Source organism: Intestinibaculum porci (assembly GCF_003925875.1).
GTDB lineage: Bacteria > Bacillota_I > Bacilli_A > Erysipelotrichales > Coprobacillaceae > Intestinibaculum > Intestinibaculum porci.
Genome location: NZ_AP019309.1, coordinates 2,585,099 through 2,609,749 on the forward strand (window position 1 = coordinate 2,585,099; position 24,651 = coordinate 2,609,749).

33 protein-coding genes are annotated in these 24,651 nt (G+C 39.2%); 4 read left to right on the forward strand and 29 right to left on the reverse strand.

Going from position 1 to position 24,651, the window contains the following annotated elements; translation table 11 throughout:
• Positions 1-25: 25 nt before the first annotated feature.
• The 17 genes from rplF to rpsJ are packed head-to-tail and all read right to left on the reverse strand — an operon-like array spanning position 26 to position 7,549.
• Positions 26-571, reverse strand: coding sequence for a 50S ribosomal protein L6 (rplF, locus tag SG0102_RS12290; RefSeq protein WP_125120198.1), 546 nt, complete (start codon positions 569-571; stop codon positions 26-28).
• A 27-nt stretch (positions 572-598) separates the two neighbouring features.
• Complete coding sequence (rpsH, locus tag SG0102_RS12295; RefSeq protein ID WP_125120199.1) at positions 599-991, reverse strand: 30S ribosomal protein S8; 393 nt, start codon at positions 989-991, stop codon at positions 599-601.
• A gap of 33 nt (positions 992-1,024) precedes the next feature.
• Positions 1,025-1,210 (reverse strand): type Z 30S ribosomal protein S14, encoded by a 186-nt coding sequence (locus SG0102_RS12300; protein ID WP_125120200.1) that lies wholly within the window; start codon positions 1,208-1,210, stop codon positions 1,025-1,027.
• 16 nt (positions 1,211-1,226) lie between these two features.
• On the reverse strand, positions 1,227-1,766 hold the full coding sequence (gene rplE / locus SG0102_RS12305) for a 50S ribosomal protein L5 (RefSeq protein WP_125120201.1): 540 nt from the start codon (positions 1,764-1,766) through the stop codon (positions 1,227-1,229).
• Positions 1,767-1,780: 14 nt separating this feature from the next.
• The gene (rplX, locus tag SG0102_RS12310) at positions 1,781-2,107 is read right to left on the reverse strand and encodes a 50S ribosomal protein L24 (RefSeq protein ID WP_125120202.1); all 327 of its coding nucleotides are present in this window, start codon (positions 2,105-2,107) and stop codon (positions 1,781-1,783) included.
• Between the two features lie 11 nt (positions 2,108-2,118).
• Positions 2,119-2,487 carry a 50S ribosomal protein L14 gene (gene rplN, locus SG0102_RS12315; protein ID WP_125120203.1) on the reverse strand — a complete coding sequence of 123 codons (369 nt, stop codon included), beginning with the start codon at positions 2,485-2,487 and terminating at the stop codon, positions 2,119-2,121.
• A 24-nt stretch (positions 2,488-2,511) separates the two neighbouring features.
• Positions 2,512-2,772, reverse strand: a complete 261-nt coding sequence (rpsQ, locus tag SG0102_RS12320) for a 30S ribosomal protein S17 (protein ID WP_125120204.1) — start codon at positions 2,770-2,772, stop codon at positions 2,512-2,514.
• 11 nt (positions 2,773-2,783) lie between these two features.
• A complete protein-coding gene (gene rpmC, locus SG0102_RS12325; protein WP_125120205.1) occupies positions 2,784-2,978 on the reverse strand; it encodes a 50S ribosomal protein L29 in 195 nt (64 codons plus the stop codon).
• A gap of 3 nt (positions 2,979-2,981) precedes the next feature.
• Positions 2,982-3,392: a 50S ribosomal protein L16 gene (rplP, locus tag SG0102_RS12330; RefSeq protein WP_125120206.1), complete on the reverse strand. Its 411-nt coding sequence runs from the start codon at positions 3,390-3,392 to the stop codon at positions 2,982-2,984.
• 2 nt (positions 3,393-3,394) lie between these two features.
• The gene (gene rpsC / locus SG0102_RS12335) at positions 3,395-4,048 is read right to left on the reverse strand and encodes a 30S ribosomal protein S3 (RefSeq protein WP_125120207.1); all 654 of its coding nucleotides are present in this window, start codon (positions 4,046-4,048) and stop codon (positions 3,395-3,397) included.
• Between the two features lie 11 nt (positions 4,049-4,059).
• Positions 4,060-4,392: a 50S ribosomal protein L22 gene (gene rplV / locus SG0102_RS12340; protein WP_125120208.1), complete on the reverse strand. Its 333-nt coding sequence runs from the start codon at positions 4,390-4,392 to the stop codon at positions 4,060-4,062.
• Between the two features lie 17 nt (positions 4,393-4,409).
• Complete coding sequence (rpsS, locus tag SG0102_RS12345; RefSeq protein WP_125120209.1) at positions 4,410-4,682, reverse strand: 30S ribosomal protein S19; 273 nt, start codon at positions 4,680-4,682, stop codon at positions 4,410-4,412.
• A gap of 17 nt (positions 4,683-4,699) precedes the next feature.
• A complete protein-coding gene (gene rplB, locus SG0102_RS12350; RefSeq protein ID WP_125120210.1) occupies positions 4,700-5,533 on the reverse strand; it encodes a 50S ribosomal protein L2 in 834 nt (277 codons plus the stop codon).
• A 56-nt stretch (positions 5,534-5,589) separates the two neighbouring features.
• A complete protein-coding gene (rplW, locus tag SG0102_RS12355; RefSeq protein ID WP_125120211.1) occupies positions 5,590-5,883 on the reverse strand; it encodes a 50S ribosomal protein L23 in 294 nt (97 codons plus the stop codon).
• Positions 5,883-6,506 (reverse strand): 50S ribosomal protein L4, encoded by a 624-nt coding sequence (gene rplD, locus SG0102_RS12360; RefSeq protein WP_125120212.1) that lies wholly within the window; start codon positions 6,504-6,506, stop codon positions 5,883-5,885. The genes rplW and rplD overlap by 1 nt, the downstream gene beginning before the upstream one ends.
• A gap of 23 nt (positions 6,507-6,529) precedes the next feature.
• Positions 6,530-7,219, reverse strand: coding sequence for a 50S ribosomal protein L3 (gene rplC, locus SG0102_RS12365; protein WP_125120213.1), 690 nt, complete (start codon positions 7,217-7,219; stop codon positions 6,530-6,532).
• Positions 7,220-7,240: 21 nt separating this feature from the next.
• Positions 7,241-7,549, reverse strand: a complete 309-nt coding sequence (gene rpsJ / locus SG0102_RS12370) for a 30S ribosomal protein S10 (protein WP_125120214.1) — start codon at positions 7,547-7,549, stop codon at positions 7,241-7,243.
• Between the two features lie 343 nt (positions 7,550-7,892).
• Here rpsJ and SG0102_RS12375 point away from each other — a divergent pair, with 343 nt between their 5' ends.
• The gene (locus SG0102_RS12375) at positions 7,893-8,201 is read left to right on the forward strand and encodes a GIY-YIG nuclease family protein (RefSeq protein ID WP_125120215.1); all 309 of its coding nucleotides are present in this window, start codon (positions 7,893-7,895) and stop codon (positions 8,199-8,201) included.
• Here SG0102_RS12375 and SG0102_RS12380 read toward each other — a convergent pair.
• Positions 8,184-9,566, reverse strand: a complete 1,383-nt coding sequence (locus SG0102_RS12380; RefSeq protein ID WP_125120216.1) for an aminopeptidase — start codon at positions 9,564-9,566, stop codon at positions 8,184-8,186. The genes SG0102_RS12375 and SG0102_RS12380 overlap by 18 nt on opposite strands.
• Before the next feature lie 335 nt (positions 9,567-9,901).
• Here SG0102_RS12380 and SG0102_RS12385 point away from each other — a divergent pair, with 335 nt between their 5' ends.
• Entirely contained in the window at positions 9,902-10,183 is a 282-nt protein-coding gene (locus tag SG0102_RS12385) for a DUF1905 domain-containing protein (protein ID WP_125120217.1), read from the forward strand.
• A gap of 340 nt (positions 10,184-10,523) precedes the next feature.
• On the opposite strand, the gene SG0102_RS12390 is transcribed toward SG0102_RS12385, so the two are convergent.
• Positions 10,524-12,005 carry a glutamate synthase subunit beta gene (locus SG0102_RS12390; RefSeq protein ID WP_125120218.1) on the reverse strand — a complete coding sequence of 494 codons (1,482 nt, stop codon included), beginning with the start codon at positions 12,003-12,005 and terminating at the stop codon, positions 10,524-10,526.
• A gap of 4 nt (positions 12,006-12,009) precedes the next feature.
• Positions 12,010-16,512 carry a glutamate synthase large subunit gene (gene gltB, locus SG0102_RS12395; RefSeq protein WP_125120219.1) on the reverse strand — a complete coding sequence of 1,501 codons (4,503 nt, stop codon included), beginning with the start codon at positions 16,510-16,512 and terminating at the stop codon, positions 12,010-12,012.
• A 179-nt stretch (positions 16,513-16,691) separates the two neighbouring features.
• Between gltB and SG0102_RS12400 the strand changes: the two genes are divergently transcribed.
• On the forward strand, positions 16,692-17,255 hold the full coding sequence (locus SG0102_RS12400) for a PduL/EutD family phosphate acyltransferase (RefSeq protein WP_125120220.1): 564 nt from the start codon (positions 16,692-16,694) through the stop codon (positions 17,253-17,255).
• Positions 17,256-17,281: 26 nt separating this feature from the next.
• On the opposite strand, the gene SG0102_RS12405 is transcribed toward SG0102_RS12400, so the two are convergent.
• The 7 genes from SG0102_RS12405 to SG0102_RS12435 all read right to left on the reverse strand — a co-directional run bounded on the left by SG0102_RS12405 (position 17,282) and on the right by SG0102_RS12435 (position 21,900).
• Positions 17,282-17,794 carry a flavodoxin domain-containing protein gene (locus SG0102_RS12405; RefSeq protein ID WP_125120221.1) on the reverse strand — a complete coding sequence of 171 codons (513 nt, stop codon included), beginning with the start codon at positions 17,792-17,794 and terminating at the stop codon, positions 17,282-17,284.
• 68 nt (positions 17,795-17,862) lie between these two features.
• A complete protein-coding gene (locus SG0102_RS12410; RefSeq protein ID WP_125120222.1) occupies positions 17,863-18,396 on the reverse strand; it encodes an ImmA/IrrE family metallo-endopeptidase in 534 nt (177 codons plus the stop codon).
• A gap of 90 nt (positions 18,397-18,486) precedes the next feature.
• Positions 18,487-18,762 carry an HU family DNA-binding protein gene (locus tag SG0102_RS12415; RefSeq protein ID WP_125120223.1) on the reverse strand — a complete coding sequence of 92 codons (276 nt, stop codon included), beginning with the start codon at positions 18,760-18,762 and terminating at the stop codon, positions 18,487-18,489.
• A gap of 74 nt (positions 18,763-18,836) precedes the next feature.
• Positions 18,837-19,670, reverse strand: coding sequence for a MurR/RpiR family transcriptional regulator (locus SG0102_RS12420; protein ID WP_125120804.1), 834 nt, complete (start codon positions 19,668-19,670; stop codon positions 18,837-18,839).
• Positions 19,663-20,223: a Fe-S-containing hydro-lyase gene (locus tag SG0102_RS12425; protein WP_125120224.1), complete on the reverse strand. Its 561-nt coding sequence runs from the start codon at positions 20,221-20,223 to the stop codon at positions 19,663-19,665. Before SG0102_RS12425 ends, SG0102_RS12420 begins: the two co-directional genes overlap by 8 nt.
• Entirely contained in the window at positions 20,220-21,062 is an 843-nt protein-coding gene (locus tag SG0102_RS12430) for a fumarate hydratase (protein ID WP_125120225.1), read from the reverse strand. Before SG0102_RS12430 ends, SG0102_RS12425 begins: the two co-directional genes overlap by 4 nt.
• Before the next feature lie 4 nt (positions 21,063-21,066).
• The gene (locus tag SG0102_RS12435) at positions 21,067-21,900 is read right to left on the reverse strand and encodes a MurR/RpiR family transcriptional regulator (RefSeq protein ID WP_125120226.1); all 834 of its coding nucleotides are present in this window, start codon (positions 21,898-21,900) and stop codon (positions 21,067-21,069) included.
• A gap of 150 nt (positions 21,901-22,050) precedes the next feature.
• Here SG0102_RS12435 and SG0102_RS12440 point away from each other — a divergent pair, with 150 nt between their 5' ends.
• On the forward strand, positions 22,051-22,350 hold the full coding sequence (locus SG0102_RS12440) for a hypothetical protein (RefSeq protein WP_125120227.1): 300 nt from the start codon (positions 22,051-22,053) through the stop codon (positions 22,348-22,350).
• A 393-nt stretch (positions 22,351-22,743) separates the two neighbouring features.
• On the opposite strand, the gene proC is transcribed toward SG0102_RS12440, so the two are convergent.
• Positions 22,744-23,523 carry a pyrroline-5-carboxylate reductase gene (gene proC, locus SG0102_RS12445; protein WP_125120228.1) on the reverse strand — a complete coding sequence of 260 codons (780 nt, stop codon included), beginning with the start codon at positions 23,521-23,523 and terminating at the stop codon, positions 22,744-22,746.
• Positions 23,524-23,567: 44 nt separating this feature from the next.
• Positions 23,568-24,647, reverse strand: a complete 1,080-nt coding sequence (gene ftsZ / locus SG0102_RS12450; protein WP_125120229.1) for a cell division protein FtsZ — start codon at positions 24,645-24,647, stop codon at positions 23,568-23,570.
• Positions 24,648-24,651: the final 4 nt, after the last annotated feature.

The window sequence follows — 24,651 nt, forward strand, 5'->3', positions numbered from 1 at the left end:
CCTCCTTTTATAAGATTGCTGCTAATTATTTCTTACCAGCAGTCTTACCTTCTTTTCTAATAATATGTTCATCAACATATTTAATACCTTTTCCTTTGTAAGGTTCAGGTTTCTTGACAGCGCGGATAGACGCTGCAACTTCGCCGACTCTTTCTTTAGAGATACCAGATACCTTGATCTGAGTCGCGCTAGGGCATTCTACTTTGACACCCTCTTCAATGTCCATTTCTACTGGATGAGAGAAACCAACATTTAAAACTAATTTGTTACCTTTCATCTGAGCACGGTAACCAATACCAACGATTTCTAAGTTCTTTTCGAAACCGTTTTTAACGCCTTCAACCATGTTAGCGATTAATGCTCTAGTTGTACCATGTAACTGTTTAGTATGTTTTGCATCGTTTGCACGAACGCATTTCACTTCATTACCTTCAACATTGACAGTAATTAAATCACTGAACTGTCTAGATAATTCTCCCTTAGGGCCTTTCACTGTGACAGTATGATCAGCAGCGACATTAACTGTTACATCTTCAGGTACATTGATGACTTTTAAACCAATACGAGACATCGTATTACCTCCTGTTTATTTTTGTTTTTACCAGATATAAGCTAATACTTCTCCGCCAATTTTCTTAGCTCTAGCTTCTTTATCAGTCATAAGCCCTTGAGAAGTTGATAAGATGACAATACCTAAACCATTTAATACCTTAGGAATTTCATTCACCTTAGCATACTGACGTAAACCTGGTTTAGAAACTCTCTTTAAACCAGTGATTACTCTTTCATTACCTTTGTATTTTAAAGTGATCACGATATTTTTGTGAACACCTTCACCTTCGATTCTATATCCGCTGATAAAACCTTCATTCTTTAAGATTTCAGCTAAAGCAACTTTAGTCTTAGAAGTAGGGATTGATACTTCTTCATGTTTCTGCTGATTAGCATTACGGATTCTTGTTAACATATCTGCAATAGGATCGTTTACCATTTGCTTGTCCTCCTTCCTGGGATATCTAACTTATTACCAGCTTGCTTTCTTTACACCAGGAATTTCGCCCTTGTAAGCTAATTCTCTGAAGCAAATTCTACAAAGCTTGAACTTTCTCATTACTGAGTGTGGACGTCCACAACGTTCGCATCTAGTATATTCACGAACTGCGAACTTCTGAGGACGCTGCTGTTTAATCTTCATTGATGTTTTTGCCATAGTTTACTTTGTCCTCCTACTTAGCAAAAGGCATACCTAATTCAGTTAATAATGCTAAACCTTCTTCATCGCTCTTAGCAGTAGTAACGAATACAATATCCATACCTCTTAATCTGTTGACCTTATCGAAATCGATTTCAGGGAAGATCAACTGTTCCTTAACACCTAAAGTGTAGTTACCTCTACCATCGAAAGAGTTCTTAGGAACACCTCTGAAGTCACGTACACGTGGTAAAGAGATAGAGATTAATTTATCCATGAATTCATACATTCTTTCGCCACGTAATGTAACTTTACATCCAATTTCCTGGCCTTCACGAATCTTGAAACCAGCGATTGATTTCTTAGCTTTTGTGATGATTGGTTTCTGACCAGAAATTAATGTTAATTCTTCTACAGCTTCGTCTAATAACTTAGAGTTATTAACAGCGTCACCAACACCGATGTTGATCACGATTTTTTCCATCTTAGGAAGCTGCATTACTGAAGAATAGTTGAACTTTGACATTAAGTTCTTACTGATTTCGTTTTTATAACGTTCCTGTAATCTGTTCATTGTTGCCTCCTAGATTATTTCTTTTTATTTTCTTTTAAGGCTTCACCAGTAGCTTTATTCACTCTGTATTTCTTGCCGTTTTCATCAAATTTATAACCAATCTTAACGATGGCTTGTGCTTTAGTGTCATAGTAAGCAACATTTGAAGCATCGATTGGTGCTTCGATATGCTGGATACCACCTTCAGGATCAGCCTGAGATGGTTTGATGTGTTTTGTTACTTTGTTTACATCTTCAACTACGACTCTGTTTTTGTCATGTAAGATTTTTAAGATTTCGCCAGTTTTGCCTTTTTCGCTACCAGCGATGACCATAACTGTATCACCAACACGTAATTTCATCTTATTTCCTCCTATAATACTTCAGGAGCTAATGATACGATTCTCATGAAATCTGCATCTCTTAACTCTCTCGCAACAGGGCCAAAAATACGAGTACCTCTTGGTGAGTTATCATCTTTAATTAATACACATGCATTATCATCAAATGAAATATGTGAACCATTTGGACGGTGTAAACCATATCTAGTTCTTACGATGACAGCTTTAACAACTTCACCTTTTTTTACTGTACCACCTGGAGCAGCCTGTTTTACTGTAGCAACAACGACATCCCCGATGTTGCTTGTTTTTCTAGTTGAACCACCAAGGTTTCTAATTACTAATACTTCCTTAGCGCCTGTATTATCAGCGACTTTTAATCTTGTTTCGTTCTGGATCATTTGAGGGACCTCCTTTCAGAAGAATTAAATGATTTCTGCCTTCTTAACGATTTCTACTAAACGGAAACGCTTTGTTGCAGATAATGGTCTTGTAGCCATAATCTTAACGATATCACCAACATGTGCTTCATTATTTTCATCATGAGCATGGAATTTAGTAGATGATTTCATACGTTTGCCATAGATTTTATCCTGTTTATGTGTTTCTACAAGAACAGTGATTGTTTTATCCATTTTAGTAGAGATGACTGTTCCAGTTAAAACTTTACGGTTATTTCTTTCCATCTTCATCTCTCCTATTTTTCTAATTCTCTTTCTCTAATAACAGTTTTGATCTTAGCGATAGATTTTCTTACTTCTTTAATACGAGCAGTGTTTTCTAACTGGCCAGTAGCCTGCTGAAATCTCAAACTGAATAATTCTTTTTTGAACTCCTCAACTTTTTTGTTAAGTTCAGGAGTTTCGATATTTCTAATATCTGCGACTTTCATGACTTACTCACCTTTCTTAACGATTTTACATCTGATAGGTAACTTATGAGATGCAAGTCTTAATGCTTCTCTAGCGATTTCTTCGCTGACGCCGCCAACTTCGAACATCACTCTGCCCTGTTTAACAACAGCTACCCATTCTTCTGGAGAACCTTTACCTGAACCCATACGGACTTCCAAAGGCTTCTTAGTCTTTGCTAAGTGTGGGAAGATTCTGATCCATACCTGACCCTGACGGTCCATTTCACGGTTGATTGCGATACGGGCAGCTTCGATCTGTCTTGAAGTGATCCAAGCACCATCTAAAGCAACTAAACCATATTCACCAAAAGCGACATAAGATCCGCCTTTAGTTTTTCCTTCATATTTAATTCTATGAGGTCTTCTATATTTTGTTCTCTTAGGCATTAACATGATTATTTGTCCTCCTTTACTTTGCCAGGAAGAATTTCTCCCTTACAAATCCAGACTTTAACACCAAGCTTGCCGTAAGTTGTATTGGCTTCTGCAGTAGCATAATCGATGTCTGCTCTTAATGTATGAAGAGGTACGACACCTTCAGAATAACCTTCAGCTCTGGCCATATCAGCACCGCCTAAACGACCTGAAACTGAAGTTTTGATACCTTTAGCACCAGCGCGCATAGCTGACTGAATAGCTCTCTTCTGAACAGTACGGAAAGACGCACGGTTTTCTAACTGTTCAGCGATTCTCTTAGCTACTAATGTAGCGTTAGTGTCTGCGTTCTTGATTTCTACAACGTTGATGTAAACCTGTTTACCACCAACTAATTTAACAACTTCTTTTCTTAAAGCATCGATAGCTTCGCCACCTTTACCGATGACAACACCAGGTCTAGATGTATGAACGAAGATATTGATTCTCTTTTTAGATCTTTCGATATCGATCTTTGCAACATATGCTCTAGCTAATTTTTCCTGAAGGAAGTTACGAATTTTTAAATCTTCATGAAGTAATGTTGCGAAATTTTTGTTATCTGCATACCATCTTGAACTCCAATCGCGGTTAACACCAACACGGAATCCTACTGGACTTACTTTCTGACCCATCTTTCTTCCTCCTATCTTTCTTCAACCACAGCAGTGATGTGGCATGTTCTCTTTAAGATCTGAGTTCCCTGACCTTTTGCTTTAGCACGGAATCTCTTTAATGTTGGACCTTCATCAACATAAATTTCTTTTAATACTAATTTATCTTTATCTGCACCTTCATTATGTTCTGCATTTGCTGCAGCAGATTTAATAACCTTGATAATAGCAGGTGTAGCAGATTTATTCGTATATTCAAGAATCCCTAAGGCTTCCTTGACACTCTTGCCTCTTACTAAGTCTACGACTAATCTGGCTTTTTGAGCAGATACACGAATGTTTTTAGCTTGCGCTCTTGCTTCCATGTTCTATCCTCCTCAAATTATCCTTTGGCATCTGTATCGCCATGGCCTTTGAATGTTCTTGTAGGAGCGAATTCTCCTAACTTATGACCAACCATGTCTTCAGTTACATAAACTGGGATATGTTCTCTTCCATTGTATACTGCGAATGTATGTTCAATGAACTGAGGGAAGATTGTAGAACGTCTTGACCAAGTCTTGATGACTTCTTTTTTGCCTGAAGCGTTTAATGCTTCCACTTTTTTCATTAAGTGTTCATCAACGAAAGGCCCTTTTTTCAAACTTCTTGCCATGTTTTCTTCTCCTCCTCTTATTTACCGTTTCTTCTACGTACGATTAATTTAGTAGAATGTTTCTTATTATTTCTAGTCTTAACACCCATAGCTTTTTTACCCCAAGGAGTAAGTGGTGCTTTACGACCGATTGAAGTTTTACCTTCACCACCACCATGAGGGTGATCGTTAGGGTTCATAACAGAACCACGAACTGTAGGTCTGATACCTTTCCAGCGATTACGACCAGCTTTACCGATGTTAACTAATGAATGGTCTTCATTACCAACTTCACCGACTGTAGCACGGCAAACTTTAAGGAATTTTCTTACTTCACCAGATGATAATCTGACAGTAACATATTTTCCTTCAAAACCTAAGATCTGAGCAGAAACACCTGCACTACGTGCAATCTGTCCACCCTTACCAGGATGCATTTCAATATTGTGGATTAATGTACCTTCAGGCATGTTACCCATCTGTAATGCGTTACCAGTTACGATATCGGCTTCATCACCAGAAATGATTGTAGCCCCAACCTGTAATCCTTTAGGAGCTAAGATATATCTCTTTTCCCCATCAACATAATGAATTAATGCGATGTTTGCAGAACGGTTTGGATCGTATTCGATGGTAGCGACCTTACCAGGTACACCATCTTTATTTCTTTTGAAATCGATAATTCTATATTTTCTCTTATGTCCGCCACCATGATGTCTAGTAGTGATCTGACCCTGGTTGTTACGGCCACCTTTTTTACTAACAGTAGTTAATAAAGACTTTTCTGGTTTCTGACTAGTAATTTCGTCTTTTGTCAGAGCAGTCATATTTCTACGACCGTTAGTGACTGGCTTATAAGCTTTAATAGCCATGTGTATATCCTCCTTAATGAATATCTGGGACGAGTATTTCCCAATAAGTGATCAGATTATTCTTCTTCGCCGAATAAATCGATCTTGTTATCAGCTGCTAAGCTGACAATTGCTTTCTTTCTCTTGTTAGTCTTACCAACATAACGACCAACTCTCTTAGTCTTTGCGCGAACGTTCATTGTGTTTACTGAAGTAACCTTTACATTGAACATTGCTTCAACAGCCTGTTTGATTTCAGTCTTGTTAGCATTAACATCAACATCGAAAGTATATTTATTTTCATCTTGAATTAACTTTAAAGATTTTTCAGTTAAGACAGGTTTCTTTAATACATCAGTAATGTGTGCCATTATGCAAGTACCTCCTCAACAGCTTTGATTGCTGCTTCAGTCATAAATAAGTTTGTGCTGTTTAAAACATCATAAACATTTAAGTGTTTAGCATCTAATAATTTAACGTTTGGTAAGTTTCTTGCAGATAAAGCAACGTTTTCGTTGATTTCATCAACGACGATTAATGCTTTTCTAGGAGTTTCGAATGCATTCATGACTTCAACCATGTTTTTCGTTTTCTTTGTATCGAAAGCTAAAGCATCTAAAGCAGTGAATTCATTGTCAATTAACTTCTGAGATAATGCACTTCTTAATGCAAGTCTTCTTACTTTTCTGTTTAATTTGAATTTATAGCTTCTAGGAGTAGGACCGAATACAGTTCCGCCGCCTACCCACTGTGGAGCACGCGTAGAACCCTGTCTAGCTCTACCAGTACCTTTCTGTCTCCAAGGTTTCTTACCGCCGCCTCTAACTTCTGAACGACCTTTTACCTTATGAGTACCCTGTCTTAATGAAGCTCTCTGTAGTAATACCATATCAAAGATTGCCTGATTGTTTGGTTCAATTCCAAATACAGCATCGTTTAATTCGATTTCGCCAACATTTTCAGCTTTCTGATTTAATAATGCAACTTTTGCCATGTGTGTTTCCTCCTTCCGCTTCATTATTCAGCAGCATCTGCTGCTTTTGCGTATGAAACTAATGTCTTAGCTTCATTAACCTTTCCATTTGCTTTGACTGCTGAGTGTACAACAACTAAACCTTTTTTAGGTCCAGGTACTGAACCAGAGATTAATAATACATTTCTTTCTGGATCAACAGCAACGATTTCAAGATTCTGAACTGTTCTTGTAACATGTCCATACTGACCAGGTAATTTCTTACCAGGAGCGATTCTATTTGGGGCAATTGGACCCATTGAACCAGCATGTCTGTGGTTAGGACCACCACCATGAGCCATTGGTGTACGCTGATAACCAAATCTCTTGATTGTACCAGTGTATCCGTGACCTTTACTAGTTCCCTGTACGTCAACGATTTCGCCTGCTGCGAATTCGTCAACTTTTACTTCCTGTCCTACTTCATAACTCATCATTTCGTCATAACGAAATTCTTTGATGAAGCGCTTAGGAGCAGTGTTTGCTTTAGCAACGTGTCCAAGTTCTGGCTTGTTTGCTAATTTTTCTCTTTTGTCTTCGAAACCTACCTGAATTGCGTTGTAGCCATCAGTTTCAGTTGTCTTTTTCTGTAAAACAACGTTAGGAGTTGCTTCAACAACAGTAACTGGCACTAAACGTCCATCAGTAGTGAAAACCTGAGTCATACCGATCTTACGGCCTAAGATTCCTTTCATGAGTTACACCTCTTACCTTTCTTATAACTTAATTTCAATATCCACACCAGAAGGTAATTCTAAACGTGTTAATACGTCTACAGTTTCTGGGGTTGGGTTTACAATATCGATTAGTCTCTTATGAGTTCTGATTTCAAACTGTTCACGAGAATCTTTGAAATTATGAACAGCTCTTAAGATTGTATAAACTTCTCTTTCAGTTGGAAGTGGTACTGGACCAACGACCTGTGCACCTGACTTTTTCGCAGCTGCGACAATCTTTTCTGCTGAATCATCTAAGATCTTGTGATCGAATGATTTCAATCTAATTCTGATTTTGTTGTTTGCCATGATTTGTTCCTCCTTTGTCTATTTGTTAGACAACGCTCCGAACGAATTACCTGAAGCACCCTTCCGTTCATGACAACGGCTATCAGCGTTTCAGCAACCTCGCACATCTTCGCGTTTCACAACGAGGCTAGTATACAAAAAATCAGGACCCATTGCAAGCACTTTTTTACAATATTTTTATTTTTTTGCCCTTTTCTTCATACTTTTTAATTTTTGCCATTGTAATCGTTTTCATTAAAATATTTTTTCTGAACCCTGTTTTTCTCAGCCTCTATTATTTCTTATTTCAAATTGTATACAAGAAAGCAATCATCATTCATGCTATACTTTCCTTGGTGATCCTATGTATTATATTTATATCTTACGTTGCGTTGATGATACCTTATATACCGGTATAACCAATCATTTAGAAAAACGCATGCACGAACACTTTACCCATAGCCCAAAGGCCGCTAAATATACCTTATCCCATCATCCTTTATATATAGCAGCGCTCTTTACCTGTGAGGATCGCTCTCAGGCCAGCAAGCTGGAATATGCGATTAAACACTTACCTAAAGCAAAAAAGGAAGCCCTGATCGCTTTTCACAATCAAACGCTTCCTCTCTCTTATATCAGGTTATATGCTTTTCCTTTAATCCATATCATTTAAGAATGCTTTATAAGCGCGCACCGCTTCATAAACATCCACTTTAGAAGACACTTCCTGTGGCGAATGCATACATAAAATAGCTAATCCGGCATCGATAACTTCCATGCCATAGTTAGCCATGATATAAGCGATCGTTCCCCCGCCGCCTACATCAACTTTACCAAGTTCAGCCGTCTGGAACTGGACATTGTTATCATCCATAACACGTCTGATGCTTGCCATATATTCCGCATTCGCATCATTTGATCCAGATTTCCCGCGTGAGCCCGTAAACTTATTGAAGACGATACCCTTACCTAAGAAAGCCGCATTCTTCTTTTCAAACGCATCAGCATATAATGGATCATAGCCCGCTGAGACATCACTTGATAACATCTTAGAACGACTGATTGTTCTTCTGACAGCTAAATCACTAGATAAGCCCATTAAGTTTAATAATTCAGCAGTGGTATTTTCAAAGAAGTGTGAATGCATCCCACTTGCCCCTACAGAACCAATTTCTTCTTTATCAACTAATAACGTACAAGCAGTTCGCGCTGGCGTATCAATATCTAACATCGCAAATAATGACGTCCAGGCACAGATCTTATCATCCTGACCATACGCTAAGATCATCGAACGATCAAAACCTAAATCTCTGGCTTTATCAGCAGGGACAATTTCTAATTCAGCGGATAAGAAGTCTTCTTCCTCAACGCCATACTTTTCACTGACTAAACGCATCGTATTGGCTTTGATCTGATCCTTTTCTTCACTATTTAAAGTAGCTGAACCAACTAATAAGTCTAAGTTTTCCCCTTCTACGACAACATTGGCTTTCTTGCTCATCTGATTGCCGGCTAAGTGAATTAATAAGTCAGTAACAGTAAAAACAGGATCATTTTCATCTTCCCCAATATTCACATTCACAACGCTGCCATCTTTCTTTGCGAAGACACCGTGAATAGCAAGAGGAATGGTGACCCACTGATATTTCTTAATCCCACCATAATAATGAGTATCTAAATAACTGAAGCCGTCCTTTTCATATAAAGGATTCTGTTTAATATCTAAACGAGGTGAATCAATATGTGCCCCTAAGATATTCATCCCTTCTTCAATCGGATTTGTCCCAATATGATAAAGAACGATCAGCTTGCCATTATAAACAGCATAAACCTTATCGCCAGCCATTAAGCTGCGGTTTTCTGCAATACACTCTTCAATATTGACATAACCAGCCGCTTTCGCTTTTTCAATCGCTAAAGTGACACATTCTCTTTCTGTCTTGCCATGATCCAGACAGTATTTATAATCATCGGTAACCTTATTCATTTCTTTAAACTGTTCATCTGAATAAGATTCCCATAAAGTTTTTCTTTCCATAGTTTCACTCCTTTCCCTTATTTTATCGATAATCTAAGCCTCTGACAAGTCATATAAAACCCTCTTGCAAGCATCAAATCACTATTTTCATACATACTTTCTATTATTTAGAATTCATAACATATCATTTCTATTAAATGCAAATTATCATCTCTAATAATTTTCACTTTTTTAAGCAGAGATCCTATCCCAATAGAGCGTCAATTCTCTTTCTGCATCAGTTTGATTTCTTCTTTCAAAGAGTTCTTCCATTTTCCTCATAATATTGAGAAATAACTATTATAGTTGAAACCAATACATGCATTCCTTAATATTATTGGAAAGGAGGACGGACGATGAAAACATATGAATATGATACAGTATTACATTTAGTCCCTGAAAAAGGCGGTGCTTATGTGATCTTCCCTTGGAATATCAGAGAAGAATTTGGCAAAGGACGCGTCAAAGTACACGCCACCTTTAATGGGATCCCCTATGATGGCAGCATCGTTAACATGGGTATTAAAGACGACAAAGGTCAAATCTGTTATATCATTGGGGTAAGAAAGTCTATTCGGGAAATCTTACAAGTAACGGAAGGTGATTCTATTCATGTCACCATTACCGAAAGAATATAATCGGCATCCCTTCGGGGATGCTTTTTCCTTGAAGTTTTATTGAAGTTTTAATATTATTTTGAATTTAGCTTTATTTATTTTTCCATTTTAAAGGTAATTTAAGCAATTAGAATATATTAGCTTTTTGAATTTCATATTGAAGTTTTCATTGTAGTTTTTATTGAAGTTTCATATTTCTTATTGAAGTTTTTATTGAAGTTCTCGATTTTTTATTGAAGTTTTCATTGAAGTTCTCACTTTCTTATTGAAGTTTTTATTGAAGTTTCACATTTCTTATTGAATTTTTCATTGAAGTACTTCAACAAAAAAGGTATAAGCTCTAAGCCTATACCCTTTATTCTTATAAGGAATCTAATGGTGTATAACCCATTAAGTCACGATCAACAGCCGCAGCGACATCGCGTCCTTCGCGAATCGCCCAGACAACTAATGACTGACCACGACGGCAGTCACCAGCACTGTAGAGATGATCAATATTAGTATGATGATCATTTTCCCCACATTCCACTGTATTTCTGCCATCCAGTTTTACGTTGAAAGCTTTCATAACAGGAAGCTGTGCCCCAACGAAACCAGCCGCAATTAAGACTAAATCACATGGGATCGTCTGTTCACTGCCAGGAACTTCACTCATGACACGACGGCCATCTTTGAATTCCCATTTCAGTTTTACCACAACTGCGGCTTTGACTTCACCTTTATCGTCTAAGATGAATTTTTTTACCGTTGAGTCATAGATACGTGGATCATGACCAAATGAAGCAATTGCTTCTTCCTGACCATAATCTGTCTTCTTGACTAATGGCCATTCTGGCCATGGATTATTCTCCGCTCTTTCTAGTGGTGGTTCATCCATCATTTCTAACTGCGTCACACTCTTAGCGCCTAAACGGATGCTCGTGCCGACACAGTCATTCCCGGTATCACCGCCGCCGATGACTAAGACATTTTTGCCTTTAGGATATTTCTTATCCTTTAATTCACTATTTAATAATGATTTTGTCACCTGCGTTAAGTAATCTACCGCAAAGTAGATATTTGGGGCTTCACGCCCTTCTACCTTAATATCACGTGGCTGTTTTGAACCAACCGCTAAGATGACAGCATCAAAGTCATTTAATAAGGCTTTGGCCTGACGTTTGCTTTCAATGTTCGCATTAGTATGGAAACGCACACCTTCTGCTTTCATCTTAAACATGCGGCGATCGATAATATGTTTTTCGATCTTCATATTCGGAATACCATACATTAATAAACCACCGATGCGATCATCACGTTCATACACATGACATTCATAACCACGCTGATTTAAAGTATCCGCAGCCGCTAAGCCAGCTGGTCCGGAACCGATAATAGCAACCTTTTTTCCCACTCTTGTTAGTGGTGGTTTTGGTTCTTCTAATAAATGTTCAAAAGCATATTCAATAATCGCATATTCATTTTCATGAACCGTTACCGGATCTCCATGAAGACCACAGGTACATGCTTTTTCACATAAGGCTGGACATACGCGGGATGTAAATTCAGGGAAGTTATTGGTTTTGATCAAACGTTTATAAGCCTGATCATAATGTCCCTGATAAACCAGATCATTCCATTCTGGTACTAAGTTATTTAAAGGACAGCCTGAATACATGCCCTTAATTTTCTGACCATATTGGCAGAAAGGAACGCCGCAGTCCATGCAGCGAGCCCCCTGCTTCATCTGTTCAGCTTTGGAAAGACGAATATGGAATTCATCAAAATTTTTAATACGTTCTTCACAAGGTAAAGCACGTGATGTTTTACGTTCATAATCTAAGAATCCTGTTTTCTTACCCATCTTTCTAAGCTCCTTTCATAGCCGTATTGAAGGCTTCGACTTTTGCCTCATCTTCGGTTAATCCCTGAGATTCGAAGTGGGCAATCAGATCCATCATCTTCTTGTAGGTTGTTGGCACAATCTTCTTGAAGTGTTTGATGTTAGTATCAAAATCATCAAGCAGGAATTTTGCCTTTTCACTGCCCGTATAACGATAATGATTTTCAATCAGTTCACGTAATGTATCCTGATCATGTTTCTGAGTAACTTCACCATATTCTACTAATTCACTGTTCAGTTTTTCGTAGAGGTTATTGTCTGGATCGTAGATATAAGCGATCCCGCCGCTCATTCCGGCAGCTACGTTACGACCTGTTTCACCTAAGATGACTGCAACCCCACCTGTCATATATTCAAGAGCGTGGTCACCAACCCCTTCGACAACCGCGCGTGCGCCTGAGTTACGGACACAGAAACGTTCACCAGCAACCCCGTTGACATACACTTCACCACTGGTTGCCCCATATAAAGCAACGTTCCCGATAATGATGTTTTCATCAGCTTTATAAGAAACATCTTCTGGCGTTTTAACGATGATCTTACCACCAGATAAGCCTTTACCTAAGTAGTCATTAGAATCACCCGTTAATTCCAGGGTTAAACCTTTTGGAATGAAGGCCCCAAAAGACTGACCGCCAGCACCGATGGCATGAACAGTGAAAGTATCATCAGGCACATCGTTGCCTAAGTTCTTCGTAATGTAAGAACCAAACATTGTCCCGAAGGCACGGTTAATGTTAGAGACTTCAATCGTTGTTTCCTGAGGACCTTTCTTCTTTTCATATTTCTTGATTAATGGTTTTAATTCGTTGTCCTTGACCTGATCAAGTTTGAAATCAAAGACATGAGCAGGGTTGAAACAATGCGCTTTTTCATTGGCATAAGTATCATCCAAGATGCCGCTTAAGTCCATATGATAAGCTTTGCCTAAATCCTTTTCGACTAATAAGTCGTTATGACCAACCATTTCATCAACAGTTCTAAAGCCTAATTTTGCCATATATTCACGCATTTCTTCAGCGACGAAACGCATGAAGTTTTCAACGTATTCTGGTTTCCCAGTAAATCTCTTACGTAAGATTGGGTTCTGCGTAGCGACCCCAACTGGGCAGGTATCTAAGTTACATACACGCATCATGACACAGCCCATCGTAATTAATGGCGCCGTCGCAAAGCCATATTCTTCAGCCCCTAATAAGCAGGCAATCGCTAAATCACGACCAGTTAATAACTTACCATCCGTTTCAATGACAACGCGATCACGTAATTCATTCATAATTAATGTCTGATGTGCTTCTGCTAAGCCTAATTCCCAAGGTAACCCCGCATTGTAGACAGAGTTACGAGGCGCTGCCCCAGTACCGCCATCAAAACCAGAAATTAAGATGACCTGAGCTCCGGCTTTCGCAACCCCAGAAGCAACGGTACCAACCCCGGCTTCAGACACTAACTTCACAGAGATGCGGGCATCTTTATTTGAATTCTTCAAATCATAGATTAACTGCGCTAAGTCTTCGATTGAATAAATATCATGATGTGGTGGTGGGGAAATGAGTGATACACCAGGTGTTGAATGTCTGGTCTTCGCAACCCATGGATACACCTTACCAGCTGGTAAGTGTCCACCTTCACCAGGTTTAGCTCCCTGAGCCATCTTGATCTGGATTTCCTGCGCAGAACATAAATATTCAGAAGTGACCCCGAAACGGCCAGAAGCCACCTGCTTAATCGCAGAGTTACGAGAATCGCCATTTGGTAATGGGGCAAATCTTTCAGCATCTTCGCCGCCTTCACCAGAGTTTGACTTCCCATGTAATCTATTCATTGCGATCGCCATTGTTTCATGGGCTTCTTTAGAGATTGAACCATAAGACATTGCCCCAGTTTTGAAACGTTTCACAATATTTTCCACTGGTTCCACTTCACTTAGCGGAATCGCTTTACGTTTTGAGAAATCGAAGTCGATGCAGCCACGAATGTTGATCCCTTCTTCTTCCTGTGTAATCGTATCTGAGAACTGTTTGAATAACTTGTAATCACCGGTTCTCGTAGCCTGCTGTAAAAGATGAATTGTCTTTGGATTATAAAGATGTTCTTCTTTATGACTTCTTTCCTTATGGAAGCCCATCGAATCAAGCGTCATATTGACTTCATAACCAAATGGGTCAAAGGCTGAATCATGTAATTCATTAACCTGACGTTCAATATCTTCTAAGGTAATCCCATCAATTCTTGAGACTGTCTTAGGGAAATAAGCATCAATCACATCTTTAGAAATACCGATGGCTTCAAAGTTTTGACTGCCGCGGTATGACTGAATCGTTGAAATCCCCATCTTAGAAGCGATCTTAACGATGCCTGATAAAACTGCATCATTATAATCATGAACCGCTGCATAATAATCTTTTTCAATTAAGCCATCTTCGACTAACTGATGAATGGTATCCTGAACTAAGTACCCATTCACTGCGGAAGCCCCATATCCTAATAACGTTGCAAAATGATGGACTTCACGTGGTTCACCAGATTCGATGACTAAGGCTAACTTCATACGTTTTTTCGTTTTCACTAAGTATGAGTTGACCGCTGCCGTCGCTAATAATGAAGGAATCGCACAGTGGTTATCATCTACTCCGCGGTCGCTTAAAATAATGATGTTAGCACCTTTATGATAAGCTTTATCCACTTCGTTGAATAAACGATCTAAAGCTTTCTTTAATGAAGTATTCTTATAATATAAAGTAGAAACAGTCGCTGATTTGAAATCTTTCGTATTGAGACTTCTTAATTTTAAGATATCCGTATTCGTTAAGATTGGATTTTTAATCTTTAATAAATGGGTGTTATCTGGGGAATCCTCTAAGATATTTCCTTCTGTCCCAAGCATTAATGAGGTACTCGTGACAATTTGTTCACGGATACTATCAATTGGTGGGTTCGTCACCTGGGCAAATAACTGTTTAAAGTAATTGAATAACGGCTGATGCTTCTTGCTCATCACCGCTAATGGGGCGTCATTTCCCATTGCGATAATAGGTTCAGTACCTTTCATAGCCATTGGAATAATATAATCCTTTAAGTCTTCATAAGCATAACCGAAGCAGCGCTGAAGCGCTTCAAGCTCTTCATTCTTATATACTTCCACTTTAACAGAAGGAATCTTAATATCTGATAACTTCATCAGATGCGAATCTAACCATTCACCATAAGGTTCTTTCTGGGCATAAGTTTCTTTTAATTCTTCATCTTTAATGAGGACACCACGTTTGGTATCAACCAATAGCATCTTTCCTGGTCTTAAACGATCCTTCACTTCGATATCCTGAGGATCAATTTCCAAGGAACCGACTTCTGAAGATAAGACTAAATAACCATCTTTAGTAATATAGTAACGTGATGGACGTAAACCATTACGGTCTAAGACAGCGCCCATTAATTCCCCATCACTAAAGAGGATGGAAGCAGGGCCATCCCATGGTTCCATAACCGTTGCGTTATAGGCATAGAAATCCTTTTTCTTCTTCGACATGTTAGGGTTATTTTCCCAAGGTTCAGGAATACACATCATCACTGCTCTTGGTAATTCCATCCCTGACATATATAAGAATTCCAAAGTGTTATCTAACATCGCTGAGTCAGAACCATCGACATTGACAACAGGGAAAATCTTTTCTGTATCTAAGGTATCACAGCGCATGTTTTCTTCACGAGAAAGCATGTTGTTGGCATTCCCTTTAATAGTGTTAATTTCACCATTGTGGACAATAAATCTGTTTGGATGGGCTCTTTCCCATGATGGATTTGTATTGGTTGAGAAACGTGAATGCACTAAGGCAATCGCACTCTTATAATCGTCTGACTGTAAGTCTTTAAAAAACGTACGTAACTGTTTTACTAAGAACATCCCCTTATAGACAATCGTTCTTGAAGATAACGAGCAGACATAAGTTTCCTCATTCGAATGTTCAAATAAACGTCTTGCCTGATATAACTTACGATCAAAATCAATACCTGGGGCAACATCATCAGGAATCTTCACAAATCCCTGCATAATATAAGGCATTTTTTCTAAAGCTTTGGTTCCTAAAACGGATTCATCCGTTTCGACTTTACGCCAGCCTAAGAATTTCATACCTTCTTTTTTAATAACTTTTTCAAAACTTGCCTGTGCACTACGACGTTTGACATTATCCTGTGGGAAGAAGAACATCCCGACACCATAATGACCGTCCTTCGGCAAAGTAAATTCGATAATTCTTTTAAAGAAAGCATAAGGAACCTGAGTCAGGATCCCAACACCATCGCCGGTTTCACCACGCGCGTCTTTACCAGCACGGTGTTCGAGCTGTTCAACAATCTTAAGAGCGTTATCGACCGTGACATGGGTCTTTACACCTTTAATATTAACAACGGCACCGATCCCGCAGTTATCATGTTCAAATGCTTTGTCATACAATTTTGGACTCATCTACGTACCTCCCTACGATTGAAAATAATATACAATACATTATTATTGATGTAAAGGTTTTTTATTAGTGTTTCTCTATTTATTTTTCATCCTTTAGGAGTATTCGTGAATGGAATCACTTACATTTATCCTTTTCAAAAACGAATGAAAAGCGTACAATAAAGGAAGGAGGTTTGAAAATGAGTAAATTTATCGTAGAAACATCTGCGCATCATGTCCATCTTTCGCAGAAGGATTTAGAAACATTATTTGGGGAAGGTTATGAATTAACCGTTAAAAAAGAATTATCACAGCCAGGTCAGTTCGCCGCTCAAGAAAAGGTAACCGTTGTTGGTGAACGCGGCGAAAAAGCGATGAGCGTACTTGGCCCAGTGAGAAGCGAATCACAGGTCGAAGTATCCTTAACCGATGCCCGCGCTTTAGGCTTAAAAGCTTTAGTGCGTGAATCCGGCGACTTAGAAGGTACAAACGGCTGCGTTTTAAAAGGTCCTAAAGGACAGATCACTTTAGAAAAAGGTGTCATCGCGGCTAAACGTCATATCCATATGACTCCGGCAGATGCGGAAAACTTTAATGTTAAAAACGGTCAGATCGTCAAAGTCAGAGTAGATACTGATGGCCGTTCATTAATCTTTGATGATGTTGTCATCAGAGTCAAAGACACTTACGCTTTAGCAATGCACATCGATACGGATGAAAGCAATGCGGCTGGCGGACCAAAAGAAGGAACAATTGTCGACTAATCAAAAAGCTGCTTCATGCAGCTTTTTTAGTTTGCCCTTTCAATAGCTTCGATCTTTTTCGCAAAAAGAGCAATCTCCTCATTATTAAAATTCTCATAAATATCCCCATGAAAACCTTTTGGCAGTAATGGTCGTCTTTTATTCATCACCGTTAAAACCATCTTTTCACTGATGCTCAAATCCGGATAATAGAGCGCTCCGCCTAACCCCGCTAAGGTTTTTGTATTCTTGAGAATCTCATAATCAAAAACATCTGTTAAATAACGCATAAACTCCGAATAAAATAGCGCCATCACAAAAATCGAATAATGTTTCTGGGAAAGCAGCTCCTGATTATTCGTGACAAAATGCACCATCTCTTCATCTAACTTTCCATAATAAACCGGAATTCCTAAAACAATCGTATCAAACTGTTTCAGATCATCATGTGATAGTGTCTGATAATCAATAACCTGCACCGGACTCTTTACATGCATGGCAATGATATGCGCAATTTTCTTAGTCGCCCCATGCTTACTTTTATAAATTACACCGATCATTTCTCTTCCCCTCCTTAATTCTATATTAATACTTTTTGACACAATGAAAAAGAGCTTTATAAAAATGATCAGAGAATTGCGGAAGCGATCAAATCTAATTCTTTGGCGCGATATTTTGCAGTATCATAAGAAACATGAAAATGTTTAGCAACATCTCTCATATTAATGAAACCGTCTTTTTCATGTGTATGAATATAGAACTTAAAAAGATCTTCCGGCATTAACAAAGCCTTGGCAAAAGCATGAGCTTGAAGCTCCTGCTCATTCGAAGCATTTGGTAACAAAATCTCATTGACAGGTAAAGCCTCCCACATTTCTAGCACATAATGATAACCGCAATGTAAAAACAAATGACCTAACGCATGAGCGATGGTAAAAGTTATTCTTTCGTTTGTCTGATCTTCTCTGACTTTCATCAGAAATGAGTGTTCCCCCGTTTTTATGAGCGCTGCATCCTTTAAGATGTCAAGTGCACTGGTCATTATTAAAGCGCCACCAATGCGATCAATAAAATCAGCTAATTCGCTATTATGATGATAATCGAGATCTTCGCAAATAGCTACAGCGGTATGCTCGATTTTCCTTCTTGTCTCTTCGTTCATGTTCTCACCTCTTACCTTTAGTATAGCGGATTATTCGTCTTTATAAAAAAGAAAAAGAGCTTTTCCAAAAGGGAATCGCTCTTTCATAAATTATTTCTTTAATAATGCTTTTAATGATGAAGAAGCTTTAAAAGCGGGAACTTTTGAAGCAGGAATATCGATCTGTTCCTTAGTCGCAGGATTAATACCCTTACGGGCAGCTCTTTCACGTACTTCAAACTTACCTAAGCCCTGTAGTGGGACTTCATCACCGTTCTGTAATGCTTCTACAACAGCTTCAGTAAAACCTTTTAATGCTCTTTCAGCATCTGCTTTTGATAAACCTGATTTTTCTGCAATCTGTGCAACTAAATCTGCTTTTTTCATAATAAGTCTCCATTTCTATTTTTAATATTTTCTTTATACATTATACCAAAGCGGCCACAACTATACAATCGCTTTTACAAATTGCAATATTTTAAGCCATAACGGACATAAATAATGTTAAAAACGGTCATCAGATCAAGCGTCCCCATCATTGCTGACTGGGTATAATCAGATTCATAGCCGCCAATGCGCAGATAATGAGAAATGCCTTCATTCTCATAGTCCTGATTTAAAGTGACTAAAAGAATTTCTGGTTTTTTTTCTTTTAACTTATCCACTAAGCCATCCATAATCTTCTTACGGGCTCTGACCGATACAATAATCACTAATTCACCTGGTTCAATCGTATCAAACTTTGCCAGCATATCCCCGCGATCCGCGAACGCATACACAAACTTTCTCAGTTTTAACATCTTCTGCTGGAAATCTGTACAGACAAGCTTAGAGAACTGATAGGCAAACATATGGATATTCGGCGCATCATGGATTAATTCACAAACTTGATCAATATGGGCCATATCTAAACTAGCCTGTCCCTGCTTTAAAGAGTCAATCGTTTCCCGATAGACTTTATCAATAATTAAAGTTGGATCATCATTTAACTGCTTTTCCTCAGCTTCCTCTAAATGAATCTCATCATTAGCTAAGTCTAAAGCAATCTGTAATTCTTTCTTAAAGTTGGCGAATGACTTCGTATTCAAATCCTTGCAAAAACGAGAAATCGTGGCCGGGGACGTATAACACATCGTCGCTAAATCATTGATGGAAATATTTGGCATATCATCAAGATGAGAAAGAATCGTCTGGGCAATAGTATAATACATATCCTGGGAAGACGAGTAATTCACATAGGTAATGAGGGTATATAAAATATCCACCTCATTATAATTCGTAATAGATCTAAGCATCATGGTGCACCTCCAAATAATTCCTTCTTCCTAATTCATATAAATCATGTCCCTGGCAGTCAATCACAACAACCAACGGCAGATCTTCCACTTCTAATCGACGCACCGCTTCTGGCCCTAAATCCGCAAAAGCAATGACATCACATTTCTTAATACAGTTTGAAATCAAAGCGCCAGCGCCGCCAATGGCGCCAAAATAGATCCCTTGATATTTTTTGATCGCTTCTTTGACTTCGTCGTTACGCTTGCCTTTGCCAATCATCCCACGTAAGCCTTCCGCAAGCATCCGCGGTGAATAGGCATCCATGCGGTAGCTTGTCGTCGGACCGCAGGAACCAATGACTTCCCCTGGAGCTGCCGGCGCAGGACCGGCGAAATAAATGGTGGCATCCTGCACTTCAAAAGGCAGTTTCTCGCCCCGCTCTAACATTTCGCAAAAACGTTTATGCGCAGCATCCCGCGATGTATAAATGACGCCTGATAAAAGCACCCGATCGCCAGCCTTTAATGAGGCAATCTTTTCCTTTGTGAGTGGTGTTTGTAAATGGATCATAAGATAACCTCCTTATGGCGTGCCACGTGGCAACAGATGGCGACCGCTACCGGCATGCCGGCAATATGCGTTGGCGCGCTTTCAATATGCAAGCTTAACGCAGTCGTGGCGCCGCCAAAACCAGCGGGACCAATGCCCGTTGCATTGACTTTTTCTAATAATTCTTTTTCTAATGCCGCATAGCGAGGATCTTCATGATGCGCATCAAAATCTTTCATCATCGCTTTCTTCGCTAATAAAGCGACGCCTTCAAAATTGCTGCCAATACCGACCCCAATGACAATTGGCGGACAGGGATTCGGACCGGCATCATTCACGACTTTCATGACAAACTCTTTGACACCTTCCACCCCGTCACTCGGCTTTAACATTTTCACCTGACACATATTCTCTGAGCCAAAACCTTTAGGTGCTACCGTAAGATGAATCTTGTCACCAGGGACAATGTCATAATGAATCATGGCTGGGGTATTGTCTTTGGTATTGACACGATCAAACAATGGATCATTGACAATACTTTTACGTAAATACCCTTCCTGATAGCCTAAAGCTACACCTTTTTGAATGGCTTCTTCAAGAGGACCATCAACATGAACATCCTGACCGATCTCCACAAAAACACAAGCCATGCCTGTATCCTGACAAATGGGACGTTTTCTTTTTTTCGCGATATCCGCATTTTCTTTTAACACCTTTAAGGTGTCTTTTCCTAAATCTGTTTCTTCCTTCTCGATGCCTTCGCAAATCGCCGCATAGACATCATGAGGTAAATCATAATTTGCTTCCACGCAAAGCTTTTTAATCGCTTCAGTAATGGTCTGACTTTCTATTGTTCTCATCTTTTCACTTCCTATTGACTAATTTCTCCTGCAGGTCATCAAGAGAAGGATAATACATTGTATAATAACGTAAACTCATCAGTTCAACCGTCGTTAATAAAGCATGCTTCCCCGTCTTGCCATCTTCGGGATGACCAATATTGATGGTGTAATCAATCGGGATATGCATGCAGTCACTGCTCGCGCAGGTAATTAAGACCGTCGTACAGCCGGAACGTCTTAAATACTGCAGTGTCTTAAAGTTCCCGATGGCATAATTGCCATTAACGGAAAAAATAATGGCTAAGCCATCACTGCTCATCTTCTTCGCACATTCTAACTGTCTCTCACCATCCATATAAGCTAAAGAAAACTTTTCCAGCATTAATAAATCGGTTTGAAAATGAATAGCGGCACTATTGGAGAACTGCGTTCCAAAAAGTGCGATTTCCTTCGTATCATGAATAAGTCTTAACACTTGATCAATAACTTTCCAGTCTAATGTAGCCGGCAGCTGTAATAACGTTTTTACGACCTGTTTGACATAAGCATCCGTCGCTAATGTCGGCGTCTGTTTCATCATCTTCAAAGGAATATTGATGAGATTATTAAACTTCTTCGTATCAGCATGAAAAGACATACACTCCTGTTTCAGATGGGCAAAATTTTCATACCCCAAAGCGCGGCAAAAACGCGAAATCGTCGCCGGCGATACGTAACAGGCATCGGCTAACTCACTGATTCGCATCGTTGAGATGCGATAGAAGTTATTCGCCATGAATAAAGCAATGTTATAATTTGTATCCTTTTCACTTGCGGTATTCAAAAAAATAATTAATCTATAAAAAAGATCCTTCATTGTCTTGCTCCTTATTATTCATTAAGTTAATTATATATTACTTGTTAACTAGATGAAAGTGATTTCAAGACATTATTTTCATCAAGCGAAAACTTTCTCTGATCTTTACAATGCATTGTATATCCCTTAGAATAGGTCTAGGTGATAAAAATGGATCGAGATTTAATAGCCCGCGCAATGCAGAATGTCATTAATATGAGTAAAGTACAGATGTTTGAACACTTCAAAGGCGATCAGTTAGACAAGGCGCTGCAGAAAGAAATGTATGAAGTAGCCGAGTCGACAGATAACCCAGAAAAGTGTAAAAAAGATATTGATGCCCTGCTTGCAAAAAATAAAAAAATCATCACCGCGATCGAAAAAGATCAAGTGACATTGCCTATGTATAATACTCTGATGGAGGATTTACGCACCTGGCGACGCACTTACGTGATGAAACAAGAGAAATAATCTCTTTGTGGTGCTATGCACCACTTTTTTACAGCTCGCAAGGCAAAATAAAAAGATACTCCGTCAGTTAATTAGGTGAAAGCTTACTTTATTCCCGCTCTCTATCTGCTAATTCTTTTGAGCTTTCCTTCTATGACTCTTCACGCTCATAGAATACTGTTTGCATCCTTAGCAGGGATCAATACGTTTTGATTGATCAATATCCTTGCTGATGACACTCTCACAAGAACTCTATCCTTCTCACTGACTTCGTATCTTTTTTTAATTAAGAAGTTGGTTTAATCAGTCCTTCCTTCTTCTTTCTAATTACACTATACTCCTGTTTGAATCCGCTTTTAAGTGTTATTTTTAAATTTTGAAAATTTTTTGAACTTTTTTAAAAAAGCCAATGGGTTATTTCCCCATTGACTTTTCAATTGCGTTGATAAATGCTGCACGCAGCCCGCCATCTTCTAAGGCTTTCACACCTTTGATCGTTGATCCGGCTGGTGATGTGACATTATCTTTTAAGATCCCAGGATGTAAGCCAGAAGCTAACTGCATTTTTCCTGATCCTAAGACTGTCTGACTCGCTAATTTATAAGCGCTCGCTCTCGGTAACCCCTGAGCGACAGCACCATCCGCTAAGGCTTCAATAACCATATAAATATATGCTGGCGCACAGCCTGATAAAGCCCCGCCGACACCCATTAAATGAGATGGTAAAACTTCCACTGAGCCAGCTGATTCAAAGGCTTTTTTAATAAAGTCATATTCGTCATCCGTTAATGTCTGCTGATCTTCTAAGAGAATCATGCCTTCCCCCACGGCAATTGGCGTGTTGGGCATAAAGGTTAAGTGTCTGGTTGAAGGATCTAACATTGTTTCATATTTGGCGAAATCATAACCTAAAACCATCGATACTAAAGCTTTGCCTTTTAAGTCTTCTTTTAATGGAGCCACCACTTTTTCAACCACCTGTGGTTTGACCGCCATAAAAATGATTTCCGCATTGCGAATGACTTCATGACCATCGCTTAATGGTGTGACACCTCTCGCTTTGGCTTTTTCAGTGGCGATTTCTGATAAATCAAAACCGCAAATCTCATCTGCTTTGATATAACCGGAATTGATAAAACCTTCCTGGATGGCTGAAGCCATATTCCCCATCCCAATAAAACCTAATTTATACATACTTTTTCTCCTCTTCTAATGAAAAAAGCTAACGTAGTGTTAGCTTAAATTCTTCTATTTTTCAAAAATGCTGGAACATCATCATCTAAATCATCATCTGGTTCATCAAAGCTAGATTCCATTGCTTTGGCAGTTGCCTTAGCAGTATAGCTTGTATGAGGCATTTCTGGTTCTTCTTCATCTTCAAAACCAGTAGCGATAATTGTGACGATGATCTGATCATCTAACTGATCATTAATGGCAACCCCTAAGATTGTGTTGACTTCATTACCAACTGCTTCACGGATTGCGGCTAAAGCCGTATTGGCATCATATAATGTGATGTTTGGTCCACCTGTTACATTGACGATCGCATCTTTCGCCCCAGCGATAGAAACGTCTAATAATGGTGAAGAAATAGCACGTTTCGCAGCTTCTTCAGCTTTGTTGTCACCATCACTCATACCAATCCCGATTAAGGCTGCGCCACGATCTTTCATGACAGAAGATACATCGGCGAAGTCAAGGTTGATAAATGCTGGAATGGCAATTAAGTCAGTAATTGTCTGCACTGCCTGACGTAATACGTTGTCTGCTTCACGGAACGCTTCGTTCATTGGACGACCACCGATCGCATCAAGTAAACGGTCATTAGAAACAACGATAATTGAATCGACATTTTCTTTTAAATCAGCTAAGCCGGCCTGTGCCTGACGGGCACGTCTTGGTCCTTCAAAAGTGAAAGGAGAAGTGACGACACCAACTGTTAAAGCACCTAATTCACGGGCAATTTTAGCTACGATTGGGGCTGCACCAGTCCCAGTTCCGCCGCCCATACCAGCTGCTACGAATACCATGTTGGCCCCAGTTAAAGCTTCTCTGATCTCATTTTCTGCTTCAACCGCTGCTTTGCGTCCGATTTCTGGATTTCCACCGGCGCCTAAACCATGCGTTAAATCTTTTCCTAATACAATTTTATTGACATCGGTAATCCCTTTTAACATCTGGGCATCAGTGTTCGCAACATAGAATTCAACACCTTTGACACCATCGGTCACCATGCGGGTTACGGCGTTACATCCTCCCCCGCCGACACCTACAACTTTTATTTTTGCAACCTGCACAAAATCCATATTTTCATCCATCGTC

Excerpts from the sequence above, each read along its gene's own strand:
- SG0102_RS12420 (WP_125120804.1), bottom strand. The coding sequence starts at position 19,670 with ATGCTTAGATCTATTACGAATTATAATGAGGTGGATATTTTATATACC.
- ftsZ (WP_125120229.1), bottom strand. The coding sequence starts at position 24,647 with ATGGATGAAAATATGGATTTTGTGCAGGTTGCAAAAATAAAAGTTGTA.
- SG0102_RS12375 (WP_125120215.1), top strand. The coding sequence starts at position 7,893 with ATGTATTATATTTATATCTTACGTTGCGTTGATGATACCTTATATACC.
- rpsH (WP_125120199.1), bottom strand. The coding sequence starts at position 991 with ATGGTAAACGATCCTATTGCAGATATGTTAACAAGAATCCGTAATGCT.
- SG0102_RS12440 (WP_125120227.1), top strand. The coding sequence starts at position 22,051 with ATGGATCGAGATTTAATAGCCCGCGCAATGCAGAATGTCATTAATATG.
- SG0102_RS12380 (WP_125120216.1), bottom strand. The coding sequence starts at position 9,566 with ATGGAAAGAAAAACTTTATGGGAATCTTATTCAGATGAACAGTTTAAA.
- rpsQ (WP_125120204.1), bottom strand. The coding sequence starts at position 2,772 with ATGGAAAGAAATAACCGTAAAGTTTTAACTGGAACAGTCATCTCTACT.
- SG0102_RS12300 (WP_125120200.1), bottom strand. The coding sequence starts at position 1,210 with ATGGCAAAAACATCAATGAAGATTAAACAGCAGCGTCCTCAGAAGTTC.
- rplX (WP_125120202.1), bottom strand. The coding sequence starts at position 2,107 with ATGAAATTACGTGTTGGTGATACAGTTATGGTCATCGCTGGTAGCGAA.
- rpsS (WP_125120209.1), bottom strand. The coding sequence starts at position 4,682 with ATGGCAAGAAGTTTGAAAAAAGGGCCTTTCGTTGATGAACACTTAATG.
- rplW (WP_125120211.1), bottom strand. The coding sequence starts at position 5,883 with ATGGCACACATTACTGATGTATTAAAGAAACCTGTCTTAACTGAAAAA.
- rplN (WP_125120203.1), bottom strand. The coding sequence starts at position 2,487 with ATGATCCAGAACGAAACAAGATTAAAAGTCGCTGATAATACAGGCGCT.
- SG0102_RS12435 (WP_125120226.1), bottom strand. The coding sequence starts at position 21,900 with ATGAAGGATCTTTTTTATAGATTAATTATTTTTTTGAATACCGCAAGT.
- rplC (WP_125120213.1), bottom strand. The coding sequence starts at position 7,219 with ATGAAAGGAATCTTAGGCCGTAAGATCGGTATGACTCAGGTTTTCACT.
- rplB (WP_125120210.1), bottom strand. The coding sequence starts at position 5,533 with ATGGCTATTAAAGCTTATAAGCCAGTCACTAACGGTCGTAGAAATATG.
- rplE (WP_125120201.1), bottom strand. The coding sequence starts at position 1,766 with ATGAACAGATTACAGGAACGTTATAAAAACGAAATCAGTAAGAACTTA.
- rplD (WP_125120212.1), bottom strand. The coding sequence starts at position 6,506 with ATGGCAAAAGTTGCATTATTAAATCAGAAAGCTGAAAATGTTGGCGAA.
- rplP (WP_125120206.1), bottom strand. The coding sequence starts at position 3,392 with ATGTTAATGCCTAAGAGAACAAAATATAGAAGACCTCATAGAATTAAA.
- SG0102_RS12400 (WP_125120220.1), top strand. The coding sequence starts at position 16,692 with ATGAGTAAATTTATCGTAGAAACATCTGCGCATCATGTCCATCTTTCG.
- rpmC (WP_125120205.1), bottom strand. The coding sequence starts at position 2,978 with ATGAAAGTCGCAGATATTAGAAATATCGAAACTCCTGAACTTAACAAA.
- SG0102_RS12415 (WP_125120223.1), bottom strand. The coding sequence starts at position 18,762 with ATGAAAAAAGCAGATTTAGTTGCACAGATTGCAGAAAAATCAGGTTTA.
- rplF (WP_125120198.1), bottom strand. The coding sequence starts at position 571 with ATGTCTCGTATTGGTTTAAAAGTCATCAATGTACCTGAAGATGTAACA.
- proC (WP_125120228.1), bottom strand. The coding sequence starts at position 23,523 with ATGTATAAATTAGGTTTTATTGGGATGGGGAATATGGCTTCAGCCATC.
- SG0102_RS12410 (WP_125120222.1), bottom strand. The coding sequence starts at position 18,396 with ATGAACGAAGAGACAAGAAGGAAAATCGAGCATACCGCTGTAGCTATT.
- rplV (WP_125120208.1), bottom strand. The coding sequence starts at position 4,392 with ATGGAAGCAAGAGCGCAAGCTAAAAACATTCGTGTATCTGCTCAAAAA.
- SG0102_RS12425 (WP_125120224.1), bottom strand. The coding sequence starts at position 20,223 with ATGATCCATTTACAAACACCACTCACAAAGGAAAAGATTGCCTCATTA.
- SG0102_RS12405 (WP_125120221.1), bottom strand. The coding sequence starts at position 17,794 with ATGATCGGTGTAATTTATAAAAGTAAGCATGGGGCGACTAAGAAAATT.
- SG0102_RS12430 (WP_125120225.1), bottom strand. The coding sequence starts at position 21,062 with ATGAGAACAATAGAAAGTCAGACCATTACTGAAGCGATTAAAAAGCTT.
- SG0102_RS12390 (WP_125120218.1), bottom strand. The coding sequence starts at position 12,005 with ATGGGTAAGAAAACAGGATTCTTAGATTATGAACGTAAAACATCACGT.
- rpsC (WP_125120207.1), bottom strand. The coding sequence starts at position 4,048 with ATGGGTCAGAAAGTAAGTCCAGTAGGATTCCGTGTTGGTGTTAACCGC.
- rpsJ (WP_125120214.1), bottom strand. The coding sequence starts at position 7,549 with ATGGCAAACAACAAAATCAGAATTAGATTGAAATCATTCGATCACAAG.
- SG0102_RS12385 (WP_125120217.1), top strand. The coding sequence starts at position 9,902 with ATGAAAACATATGAATATGATACAGTATTACATTTAGTCCCTGAAAAA.
- gltB (WP_125120219.1), bottom strand. The coding sequence starts at position 16,512 with ATGAGTCCAAAATTGTATGACAAAGCATTTGAACATGATAACTGCGGG.